Origin of the sequence: Bacteroides rodentium JCM 16496 (assembly GCF_000614125.1) — a bacterium.
Taxonomy (GTDB): domain Bacteria; phylum Bacteroidota; class Bacteroidia; order Bacteroidales; family Bacteroidaceae; genus Bacteroides; species Bacteroides rodentium.
The window spans coordinates 45,328-57,178 of the sequence record NZ_BAKJ01000034.1 but is presented as its reverse complement, the minus strand read 5'-3'; the positions used below and the strand labels follow the sequence as shown (position 1 = coordinate 57,178).

The 11,851-nt window shown below is 49.6% G+C and carries 7 protein-coding genes and 3 pseudogenes; 2 read left to right on the top strand and 8 right to left on the bottom strand.

What is annotated here, in order from left to right; translation table 11 throughout:
- Positions 1–195 precede the first annotated feature (195 nt).
- A pseudogene (locus JCM16496_RS14710) lies at positions 196–1,375 on the top strand (acyltransferase family protein).
- 18 nt (positions 1,376–1,393) lie between these two features.
- Positions 1,394–3,720 (top strand): annotated as a pseudogene (locus JCM16496_RS14705) (glycoside hydrolase family 3 N-terminal domain-containing protein).
- A 327-nt stretch (positions 3,721–4,047) separates the two neighbouring features.
- Here JCM16496_RS14705 and JCM16496_RS14700 read toward each other — a convergent pair.
- The 8 genes and pseudogenes from JCM16496_RS14700 to JCM16496_RS14675 form a co-directional block, all read right to left on the bottom strand.
- Entirely contained in the window at positions 4,048–4,860 is an 813-nt protein-coding gene (locus JCM16496_RS14700) for an SPFH domain-containing protein (RefSeq protein WP_025835229.1), read from the bottom strand.
- Positions 4,861–4,969: 109 nt separating this feature from the next.
- Positions 4,970–5,068: pseudogene (locus JCM16496_RS23995) on the bottom strand (HU family DNA-binding protein); the annotation flags it as partial.
- A 68-nt stretch (positions 5,069–5,136) separates the two neighbouring features.
- Positions 5,137–6,036, bottom strand: coding sequence for an Abi family protein (locus tag JCM16496_RS14695; protein WP_025835227.1), 900 nt, complete (start codon positions 6,034–6,036; stop codon positions 5,137–5,139).
- Positions 6,037–6,498: 462 nt separating this feature from the next.
- Positions 6,499–6,993, bottom strand: coding sequence for an HU family DNA-binding protein (locus JCM16496_RS14690; protein ID WP_025835226.1), 495 nt, complete (start codon positions 6,991–6,993; stop codon positions 6,499–6,501).
- A gap of 578 nt (positions 6,994–7,571) precedes the next feature.
- Positions 7,572–9,197, bottom strand: a complete 1,626-nt coding sequence (locus JCM16496_RS14685; RefSeq protein ID WP_025835224.1) for a hypothetical protein — start codon at positions 9,195–9,197, stop codon at positions 7,572–7,574.
- Positions 9,197–10,225, bottom strand: a complete 1,029-nt coding sequence (locus JCM16496_RS14680) for an HlyD family secretion protein (RefSeq protein ID WP_025835222.1) — start codon at positions 10,223–10,225, stop codon at positions 9,197–9,199. The genes JCM16496_RS14685 and JCM16496_RS14680 overlap by 1 nt, the downstream gene beginning before the upstream one ends.
- Before the next feature lie 2 nt (positions 10,226–10,227).
- Positions 10,228–10,608, bottom strand: coding sequence for a TolC family protein (locus tag JCM16496_RS23990; RefSeq protein WP_244440399.1), 381 nt, complete (start codon positions 10,606–10,608; stop codon positions 10,228–10,230).
- 4 nt (positions 10,609–10,612) lie between these two features.
- Positions 10,613–11,557, bottom strand: a complete 945-nt coding sequence (locus JCM16496_RS14675; protein WP_244440398.1) for a TolC family protein — start codon at positions 11,555–11,557, stop codon at positions 10,613–10,615.
- Positions 11,558–11,851: the final 294 nt, after the last annotated feature.

Genomic DNA, 11,851 nt, shown 5'->3' with positions numbered 1-11,851 from the left:
GACTTTAGGGCCGCGAAATAAAGTTATGCCGGAGAATCCGTGTGTCAAAATATACACTCACCACAGATTACACAGATTAACACCGATAAAAGTTCTTGATTATCAGAGCTCCTAAAATAATCTGTGTAATCTGTGGTGAGTCATGACACGTCCGCATTTTAGAAGAATATTAATCTAATAACAAACATAATTCCAATGAAGACAACAACTTATTTAGCATCCAAGCCGCGTTACGAAATACTGGACGGGCTTCGCGGCGTAGCCGCAATGATTGTGGTAGCTTTCCATCTTTTCGAAACCTATTCCGCAGGGCCTGCCCACCAGATTTTGAACCACGGTTACTTGGCCGTGGATTTCTTCTTCGTACTCTCCGGCTTCGTCATCGGTTATGCCTACGACGACCGCTGGGACCGTATGACCACGTGGGACTTCTTCAAGCGACGCTTGGTACGCCTGCACCCCATGGTGATTATGGGTACACTCCTCGGCGCCTCCCTATTCTACTTCAGTGCCTGCTCCGCCTTCCCGATGGTGATGCAAACACCGTGGTGGAAGGTACTGCTGATGACACTCCTGGGCTGCCTGATGTTCCCCACCCCCACTTCATGGGACATCCGGGGCTGGTGGGAGACAAACGCGTTGAACGGCCCCACCTGGTCGCTGATGTGGGAATACATCGCCAATGTGCTCTATGCCCTATTCATCCGCCGCTTCTCCAAACTGGCACTGCATATTCGTCGGACTCTCCGCCTGCCTTACGCTCGACGTCACGCTCAACATAGATACCTTCGGGCTGCTTTCATCGCGCGGAGAAGCCGCTTACACCCTCATCGGCGGCTGGAGCCTGACGCCCGACCAGCTCTATATAGGCATTTCGCGCCTGCTCTATCCCTTCTTCATGGGACTGCTGCTGTCTCGCATAGGCAAGTTAGTAAAGGTGAAAAGAGGATTCTACTGGTGTTCCCTGCTGGTAACGGTTATCCTCGTGATGCCGCGCATCGGAGGCGAGACCAGCCAATGGATGAACGGCGTCTACGAAGCCGTAAGCGTACTCGCCCTCTTTCCGCTGATAGTGGCTATGGGAGCAGGCAGCAACGTCACGGGCAAGCGTTCCGTAGCCCTCTGCAAGTTCCTGGGCGAACTGTCCTATCCGCTGTACATCACACACTTCCCGCTGATATACATGCAGATAGCCTGGGCACGGAATAACCCCGACGCACCGGCAGGAATGCACTTGTTCATTGCCGTATCCGTCTTTGTACTCTCCATTGCCCTTGCATACGCTTGCCTCAAACTGTATGACGAACCGGTACGCGAGTGGCTGAAACAACACTGGCTGATGAAGAAGAATACCAAACATCCAAATGATTGTTGAACCCAAATACACACTACCATGAATAGAATAAAATCTTTCTTGTTGGCAAGCATGTTTCTCCTGCCAGCAATGGCGCAGCAAGCAACTGCCCCAGCCATTCCACAAGACAAAAAAATAGAGCAGAAGGTGGAAGCCCTACTGAAAAGAATGACCCTTGAAGAGAAAATAGGCCAAATGACTGAATTGGTATCCGATGTTATCGGCAAGTTCGACCAGAACGGCAATTTCCAACTGGACAATGCCTTCTGGACACAGTCATCGGGAAATACAAGATAGGCTCCATCCTGAATGCTCCCGGCACCATCGCCCAGACCAAAGAGAAATGGCAGGAAATCATCACGGGAATACAAGAGAAATCAATGAGAGAAATCGGCATACCCTGCATCTATGGACTGGACCAAAATCACGGGACAACCTACACAATGGGTGGAACGCTCTTTCCTCAAAACATCAATGTGGCTGCTTCCTTCAACCGCAACCTGGCCCGTGAAGCCGCACGTATCACTGCCTATGAAACCAAAGCCGGCAGCTGCCCGTGGACTTATTCTCCCACCATCGACCTGGGACGCGATCCCCGCTGGCCACGCATATGGGAGAATTATGGCGAAGACTGCTACGTCAATGCAGAAATGGGGCGGGCTGCCGTACTCGGCTTCCAAGGAGAAGACCCGAACCATATCGGCAAACAAAATATTGCCGTATCGCTAAAGCATTATATGGGCTACAGCGTCCCCTTCACCGGAAAAGACCGTACACCGGTATACATCTCGGCGCAGGACCTTCGTGAAAAACACTTTGCCCCTTTCCTGGCTTGTGTAAAAGCAGGAGCATTATCCGTCATGGCAAATTCGTGTTCTGTCAACGGATTGCCCGTACACGCCAATTACGAACTCTTGACCCAATGGCTGAAAGAAGAACTGAACTGGGACGGAGTACTTGTCACGGACTGGGCTGACATCAACAACCTCTGGCGCCGCGAAAAAGTGGCAGCCGACAAGAAAGAAGCCATCAAAATCGCCATCAACGCAGGTATCGACATGGCCATGGAACCTTATGAGTGGGATTTCTGTACACTGCTGAAAGAGCTTGTACACGAAGGCGAAGTGTCCATGAGTCGCATTGATGACGCCACCCGGCGCGTGCTACGCATGAAATTCCGTCTGGGACTGTTTGACACCCCGACCTACGACACCAAGGATTTCCCCCTATTCGGCGGAAAAGAACATGCCACAGCAGCCCTCCATGCTGCCGAAGAAACCATGGTACTGCTCAAGAATACGGATAACATCCTGCCCCTGGCAAAAGGCAAGAGACTGCTCGTCACAGGACCGAATGCCAACTCCATGCGCTGTCTGAACGGAGGATGGTCTTATACCTGGCAAGGACACCTGACCAACCATTTTACTGATGAATACAATACTATCCTCGAAGCCCTTGCCAACAAATTCGGCCAAGAGAATATTCTCTACGAACCGGGCGTCACCTACAATGAAAAAGGGGCTTATTGGGCCGAAAACAAGCCGGAAATCGAAAAAGCCGTGAAAGCAGCCACAGAAGTCGATTACATCATCGCTTGCATCGGTGAGAATTCTTATTGTGAAACTCCCGGCAACCTGACTGACCTGACCCTCTCGCGCAATCAGCTCGATTTAGTAAAAGCACTGTCTGCTACGGGAAAACCCGTCATCCTTATACTGAATGAAGGCCGTCCCCGCCTCATCAATGAAATAGAGCCGATGGCAAAGGCCGTAGTAGACATCATTCTGCCGGGAAACTACGGAGGAGACGCCCTTGCCAACCTGCTCAGCGGTGACGAGAACTTCAGTGGAAAGCTGCCCTTCACCTATCCGAAAGAAATCAACTCACTCATCAACTACGACTACAAGGTGAGCGAGGAAGTGGAAAAAATGGAAGGGGCCTACGACTATGACGCAGTTGTATCCGTGCAATGGGCTTTTGGGTACGGACTAAGCTATACCAGCTTCAGCTATAGCAATCTGAAAGTAAACAAGGCAGACTTCACAGCCGATGACGAGCTTATCTTCACTGTGGACGTGAAAAATACAGGAAGCCGCGCCGGCAAAGAAAGCGTTCTCCTTTTCAGCAGTGACCTCATAGCTTCAATGACCCCCGACAGTCGTCGCCTGCGAGCTTTTGAGAAGATAGCGCTGCAACCGGGAGAAGTGAAGACCGTCACCCTGAAACTGCCTGCTTCTTCCCTTGCCTTTGTAGGATATGACGGGAAATGGATACTGGAAAAAGGTGATTTCCGCATTCAAGCAGGAAACCAGACGTTGAACATTACTTGCCAAGAAACCAAGAAATGGGAAACACCCAATCGGTAGTCTATATTGCCAGCCTCCCATTTACTACATTCCCTATTTATAGTAGAACAGAAATGATTTGCGAAAAGAAAAACGAATAAAGAGAGTATCTTAATTGAGGGTCAAAATTCACCACAGATTACACGGATTAACACAGAATGAGCTTAATCTACTGATAATCAAAGATGCTTATCTGTGCAAATCTGTGTAATCTGTGGTGAATACCAGTTTTGACACACCTCATCTGCAACAGCCGTCGGACGATAATTCAACAAGTATCGGACCAATAAATCTTAGCAAAGAAAGAGATAAAAGAATCAAGTTGCCAATGAGTCCTCATGGAGCTTGTCATTGCAACTTCAAGAACGGCAATGTGTTTCCACTCGTTGATAGCGGCAACTTTCCGTCCCACTTCTCCACGGCTTTCAGCTGAATCAGCTCCGGCGTGATGCTTTGCTGAAGGATACGGTTGGCATCCGCCTTACCCTTGGCGGCAGCCACTACCTTTTCTGCCTCGGCTATGGCGGCTTTCTTTTCATTCTCCACCTTCAGGGCATTCTGCACGGCAGTATTTTTTTCGTCAATGGCAGCTTGCAGCACATCGTTGGGCTTCACGGACGACTGTATGTTGGTAAACGTAAAGCCACGGGTACTGAGACGCTCCTTCAGCAACGCCTCCACCTCCTTCTCGAAAGCCGGACGATGGTTGATGAGCGAATCCGTCTCATAGAGTCCTGCCACGTCCTTATAAGCGTTCTTCACTTCTGTCAGGATAACGCTCTGTTCCAGTTCTTCGGTAGTCTTGCGATAGCGCAGGAAGACTACTTTGGCATCCTCCCGCTCGATGAAGTATTCTATGGTAGGGTCTGTCTTGAAGATGGTTCCCTTCTTGTCCTGAATGTCGAAAGGTTCGTAGTCCACAATCTGCGCAAATGCAGGATATTCGAAGAGCTGCTTGGCAAAACGGTTGTAGATGACCCATCCGGTCTCCACTTTGGCATCGTCCACGCCGCGCTCACTACCGGCCAGATTGACGATGATGCCCGTCTGTCCCGAATCAATACGCTCCACGGCAAACATGACCAAGAACAATACGATAATTCCAATGACTGCGACTCCTGCCGCACCTATCTTCACAGTTGATTTGTTTGTGACTCCCATAATGATATGTTATTAAATCGGTGAATAATGCTCCAAAGATATTTATTATTGTTTGTCCAAGAAAGACAATCCGGTTCTTTTTGGAGAAAAGAAGGCCTCCCTTCCGCACAAGTCCCTCGGTGCGGGTAGTGCCTGAGGCCGTGATGCGGATGTCGCTGTTTGCACGGAAACAAATGCGCAGAGCCGCAATATCGCTGCTGGTGAAGTTTCTGCCTTATTACCCTCACTCACACCGGACATGGCGCTGATTTCCTTTTTTAAATTTTCTTGGAGCTTTTATTCCCACAAATTTTCCTTTTCCCATTCTTTACAAAAGCCCATTGCTGCAATATCTATAGATGGATAGTCCGCAAGCAAACTGGCAATTTTTTCATTAAAATTATTGTCTGGAGAAACCGAAGCAAGAAAATATCGGATTATACACAAACGATAGAACATACGCTTCTTATCAATATGAGCGGTATCTATCCAAGCATTTGAAGTTTTACGTGGTTCGGCAGGATTGAGCATAAAATCTCGATTCCATATTCTTGCATGGTGGCAACACATATTGCGGAGGTTGGCAAGTACCGTCAGCCATGATGTAAAAACCTGAGGCTTCAATCCAAAATAGCTGGCAATGCGCTTCATCAGCTTATTGCTGGCTATGTTTGAATAGATGTAGTTCAAATTGCCAAATGACAACACTTCGGTTATCATCCATGCCGGAGGATAATCCTCAGTGTAATTTTGACGGAAGTCTTCAATGTAATCTTCCTTGCTCGAGGCCAGTTCTTTTTCTATGATTGATAATGTTTGACTAAATTTATCCGCATTAGCAAAGTATTCGGGTTTTGTTATCCAAAACTTGTCTTCCAATTCTTGGCATCCGATATTTGCCAATACGCTGCGAATGGCAACCTCTATTTTCTCTATTTCATTAAAAAGGAGTATGCGTAATTTCTTGTCAAAGCGATAGAGTGTTAGAACTTGCTCAAAAGTTGTCCCCTCTTTTAGTTTCAGCTCACTCTTGGGGCTTTTATAGAATGGGTAGATGTATGCAGACAAACGATGATAACCAATGTTCATCAGATAATTTCCCACCTTATGCCCATCTTTTATAAGCATACCACGTGATTTGAGTATTTGAACGATTTGTTCAGGAGAGGAATATGGCTTGGTGAAACTTGTTTTCATATAGGTATAATAAAAAAACGACCCGCCGATTTGAGCATTGTAAAGAGGTTGGCAGGTTCTAATATTGCAAAGGTAGTAAAACTATTTGGAATAGCCATATAATCCGTGTACAATTTTTGCGAAACGCAAAAAAAACGATTACTTGAAGTATGCACTTGTAGGGTCATTCCTGATATGCATGGAATATAATCCAAAATTCTATCCTCTTGTTACACAAACAAAATAGTGATGCTAAAATGATACTAAATTATAAATTATTACTAAAGTTTCCCACCCTAAAAAAGGGAGGGAAACTTTAGTAATTAAATCGGTGAATAATGCTCCAAAGATATTTATTATTGTTTGTCCAAGAAAGACAATCCGGTTCTTTTTGGAGAAAAGAAGGCCTCCCTTCCACACATTGTGCAGAAAAGAGGCCCAACAGTCTCTATATTTTCAGCATTTGCTCAGCCCGGCAGACTGCTAACCCAAGGGGTTTTCGCCCTGGTCACCGTCGCTGCCGGAGCCGCCACCGTCACCGGAAGCATTGCCGCCATTCCCGTTGATGCGGTCCACATCCTTCAGCACAAGTCCCTCGGTACGGGTAGTGCCGGATGCCGTGATGCGGATGTCGCTGTTTGCACGGAAACAGATGCGCAGAGCCGTAATATCGCTGCTGGTGAAGTCTTCTGCCTTGTCGGTGCCTTTACTCTGCGCAGCCAGGTAGAAGTGTCCCAACCCGTCAATGTTCACGATACGGCCTGTCAACAATGTTTTCTTCAGATAAGTGCGGAAATCTTTCAGCACGCTGTAGGAATTACCCTCACTCACACCGGACATGGCGCTGATTTCCTTTGCCACCTCTTTCAGTTTTGCCGGATTGCTGTATTTATAGGTAATCGTAGGATATACCTTCTTTGGAGAGTTCTGGTCTGCCAACTTGCTCAAACGTTCGTGTTTGCGAAATAATATTGCCATAATGTTTTAGTTTTTAAAATAAATAGAATAAAAATCGTGTTTTTTCGTATTCCTGCAGGGCTCGTCAGTCGGCAAGAATGTTTTTGTTTTGTGATCACGATGCAAAGGTAACAGAAAAAAAATAAGCTTTTTCCCGTTTCTTGTCAACCGGACGGTTTCTGGAGTTTTTTTGTAAACAAAGAGGAAAATCGGCAACTGACTATCAAAGGATTAACTCCATGAAGGTTAAATAGTGTTTCGCAGTCTAAAAATTAATATCGGGGCATTGCGCATGAAGCTCAATCAAGTCAATATGCTGATTCATAGCAAATAGAGCCATTGGATCGCAAAAATGCAGCAATCTGTAAACATCTTATCACACGACTCCGGCGATGCCTTCACCCCACTCAGAACACCTTTTGAAGGGGGTGCTTCTCCGGCACCGGGGAGCGAGGGGTTCGGCACCGGGGAACCCCACCTCCGGCACCGGGGAACCACGCCTTCCCCGGTGCCGGAGAAACCGGAAATCAGCACGAGTCATTGGTTTGTCAACAAAAATCAGGAAGAAAGCTATACCGTAGTTTTCGGACAGCCCCCCTTTACTTTCTTCTCGCAAGATACTCGATGGCATAAACCGGCCAGCGGGGAACTTTGCGGATATTTGTACGGACAGCGGGAATGTCGCACAGCAGGAAGAGGGCGGCAAGGCCTAAAGCGAACCAGATAACATAGCCATAGACCTGCTTCATTGCCACCATCATCATGGAGTGCAGGAAGTCGTGGCCAACGTACTCGCCGAAGTTGAAGTGCGCCATATCCAAGTGCGTGAGCGTGAGTTGCTGTCCGTAGCTCATCATGTCGTCGTTCAGAAAGTGCGAGAAGATGGTGGTATAAATGCCATAGCCCGCCGCTCCTGCCAGATACATGTGGAGGATGTTGAACACGAACAAGCCCATGAAGAACTGCTCAAGACTGGGCACCGATTCCTCCAAAGACCACATCAATGCCGGGGCAAGCACGGCATAAGCAAATCCTCGCAAGAAGATGGCAAGGCGGTACTGTTCGATACTGGCGTTCATATCCAGCGTGAAGTACATCAGCATGCCATAGAGCGCAATGCCGATGAAGGCAATGCCGAAGAGCTTCCACACCTTCCACTTCCTGACTTTCAGCCAATAGAGGTCGAGCAGGATGCCGAGGTACATGCCGGGAAGCGCCCACATATACTGCGACTCTTTGGCCAGCTCCTCCAGCCGGACGACCTCGCTGTAGAGTATCTCCTCCATCGTATGTTCGGCACCGAAAGCGAGTTCGGCAAAGAAGGTGACGATGAGGATGGGGACAACGTTGCGGTACGTGAAAAGCTTTACTTCGATGTAGGGGTAACGGTAGTAGCGCAAGCGATAGAGCAGGATGCCGGAAAGCACGATGGCGGCACCGAGCAGAAGGCGCATGCGCAGGGTGTCGAACCACATAAGATAGTCGCCGTACACCACCATGTACGACACCACGAGCATCAGCCCGCAAATGAGCAATGCGCCCTGAAAATCAATACCCTTGAGCGACATGCGCCGGGGCATGGGACAAAACGGGCGGCAGAAGACGGCCTGCGTGAGCAATACGAACGACATGGTGCCGATGGTGAAGACGTGCATCATCTGCCATGTGAAATGATGGCCGAACCAGGCAGCAAGCCATCCGCTACCCTCGATAGCAGTGAGCAGGATGATGTGGAGCACGGGGAAGAAAACGGCAAAATCGCGTCGGGGGGTAATCCAAAGCTGGATGTTGCTCATGCACTCGAACGTGCCTTGTATCTTGGCCATTCCGGCTACGAAGCACACCACCGTGAGCACAGGAACCGACTGGCAATGCATCGTCAGCCAGTTGCATACGGCAAGAACGATGGCAGAACCGCAAAGCAGCTGCTTGTTGGTGAAGCGGAACTTCATGCGGAAAAGCATGGGAAAATAGACAGCCATGCCCGCGAGGGTGGCATAAAGCAGGAAGAGCACGTCCTCAATCATGAAATTGGTAGTGCCACGGATGCCATCCAACGCACCGAGATAGACACCGCCGCCGAACTGGAAGCAAAAGGCGGTCAGCACATACAGCCACGGCTGTACAGGGCGAGGCACCCACCCCTTCATCATAGGCATGGAAAAGCCCATGTGGGGTGGAGGGCCGCCGGCGCTCTTCATAAAGAATTCAGTCAGTTGTCCCATTACTCCTCAACGATACATTCCACATTATAACCGCCCTTGAGCCTGGCGACATCGGCATTCTCATCGAGCCTGATGCGTACCGTGACGCGCTGTTCTACCTTCACGAAATTGCCCGTGGCATTGTCGATGGGAATAAGCGAGAAGGCACTGCCGGTAGCATCGGAGATACGTTCCACCGTACCCGTATATCGTATACCGGGAACGGCATCGGCTGTAATCTCGGCCTTGCTGCCCACCTTGATGTGGGGCAACTGGCTTTCCTTGTAGTTCGCCTCTATCCAACGTTCGCCATTGTCAACGATACTCACCAGTGTCTGGCCCGGATTGACAAGCTGGCCTACGTGAATATCCTTCGTGCCAACGGTACCGTTGCAAGTGGCAATGATGTAGCAATAGGAGAGGTTGAGACGGGCGAGGTCGACGGTACGACGGGCCAGTTCGATGCCCTGCTCCGAAGCGGAAAGGTGATGCCCCTGTTCGGCCACGACAGCCGACTGCATCCGGCGCGAACGGACCGCCTGCTCGTAGGCTGCCTGGGCGCTCAGATAGCCCGTATGTACTTTATCATACTGTTGACGGGTAACAGCATCCTGGCTGAGGAGCTTCTGGAAACGGGCATCCTCACGCATGGCATTCTCCATCTGTACACGTGCGGATTCGATGCCGGCTTCGGTAACGGTCATGCCCGTCTTGGTGGTAACGATGCTGCTTGCCGTTCCCTGCGAACCATGTTCGGCACGGATAAGGTCGGTCTCGGCCTGGGCCAGACGCAAGCGAAATTCGGCATCCTCGATGATGGCAAGCGTATCGCCCTTCCTTACCTGCTGGAAATCCGCGAACCGTACCTCACGGATGAAGCCTTGCACACGGCTGCTCTGAGGCACGACGTTCTGGCGTACACGGGCATTGTCGGTAAACTCTCCACTGCCGAAGTGCATAAACTGACTCACCACATAAACGGCCCCACCCAGGAGGCAAAGCACGATGAGCGCATTGTATAAATAGATGTGTATCTTGTTCTTTTCCATTGTTATAAAGTATTTGTTACGTATTTGAGTGTATAGAAATTATAAAGCATGCCGATGCGGGCATTGACCAGCGCCATTTCGGCGGAGAGTTTCATGTTGGAGGCATCCACCATGTCGGTAAGGAGTGCAAGGTCGTTCTGATAACGGTTCTGCACCACGGAGTAGTTCTGATTGGCAAGTTCCACCTGCTTCTGCTGTGTCTTCACCTCGGTGTATGACGTAAGGAGGTTGGTGTAGTTTGCCTGTACGGCATTCTCCACACCCTCACGGGCCAAGGCAAGCGCTTCCCAGGACTGCCGGTGCTCGGCACGTGCCTGGCGGATGTGGTGTTTGTTCTTCCAAAGGCTGCCAAGCTGAACTTTACGCCCACCCCGACAAACCACACGTTTACATTGCAATCCTTCGGGATGAGGTCTTGTGTATAAGGCCGGAGAGATGATTCTCTGCCACGACAGCCACCGAAGGCAATGACTCCGCCTTTGCCTGCTTCACCTTCTGCTCTGCAAGATTTGTGGCAACCGTCGCCTGGCGGATACCAAGATTATTGTCCGTTGCCGTCTGCTGCCATGTGTCCTGAACGGCGATTGCCGAAAGTGCGTCTATTTCTGTGTCGAGCTCATTCTTATCGGGAACTATAACCGTCTGCTCCGGCAAATGAAGCGTCGCGACCAGTTGATGGTTGATGATGGCAGAAGCATCGGTGAGCTTTGCCAGTGTGAGCTCAAGACTCTGCAACTGGAATTCATAGCGGGTGATGTCGTTCTGCAAAACAGTACCCTGCTCACGGCGGGCTTTCATTTGGCCAATCTCCTTCCGCGTAAGTGCGATATTCCGGCGCACCACTTCTATCTGATTGCCCAACTTGTAGAGATCAAGATAGTAACCCGTCAACAAGAAGCGCACTTCCTGGCGGTTCTTCTCCACATCGAGTTCTGCCATCTCCTTGCCCAATTCCGCCATGCGGATGCCCGAACGGATAGCGCCGCCGGCATACACTACCTGCGTCACCTGAGCCGTGAAGCTGTTTCCCCAATGGGGTGTGTCCTGCTTGCCGTTTGCCACGGGGATAGCCCCCACACCCGGCACGATGTAATCGGTCGTTCCATCGGTCGAAAAGCCTCGCGACAGCATGAAGGCATTGCCCGTATAACTGCCCTGAAGGCTCAAATCCACACTCGGCAGCAAAGCCGATTTGGCTGCTGCCACCCCTTCATTGGCTGCCTGCAAAGCCACCTCACTCACCCTCACCTTCCGACTCTGCCGGTCAGCAAGATTGTAAAGTGCCGTGAGCGTCATCGCCTGCACAGCCCTGTCTTGTGCATATATAGGCACAAGACAAACCTCTCCGGCCATCAGGCGACAGCCAGAGCAGAATAAACCATAAGTTTGTTCATGAAATAAAAATAGATGTATTGTTGTTCATTATTCTTTTCCTCTAACCGTTAACTATAAGCCGTTAACCTCTGTTCATTCCCTCGGAAATACTAATAATGAACCATAAGAGTCCGGACAGCACAACATCTGCCACAATGCGCTACAAACTGCCTCATCAGGGAATATAAAAAAGATGAGAACCGAATTTCGAGCACTATTGATTAAGAAATCCGGTGCAAAAGTACAAATAAA

What these genes read in the sequence shown, in the direction of transcription:
- JCM16496_RS14700 (WP_025835229.1), bottom strand. Translation starts at nt 4,860, where the DNA reads ATGGGAGTCACAAACAAATCAACTGTGAAGATAGGTGCGGCAGGAGTC.
- JCM16496_RS14695 (WP_025835227.1), bottom strand. Translation starts at nt 6,036, where the DNA reads ATGAAAACAAGTTTCACCAAGCCATATTCCTCTCCTGAACAAATCGTT.
- JCM16496_RS14690 (WP_025835226.1), bottom strand. Translation starts at nt 6,993, where the DNA reads ATGGCAATATTATTTCGCAAACACGAACGTTTGAGCAAGTTGGCAGAC.
- JCM16496_RS14685 (WP_025835224.1), bottom strand. Translation starts at nt 9,197, where the DNA reads ATGGGACAACTGACTGAATTCTTTATGAAGAGCGCCGGCGGCCCTCCA.
- JCM16496_RS14680 (WP_025835222.1), bottom strand. Translation starts at nt 10,225, where the DNA reads ATGGAAAAGAACAAGATACACATCTATTTATACAATGCGCTCATCGTG.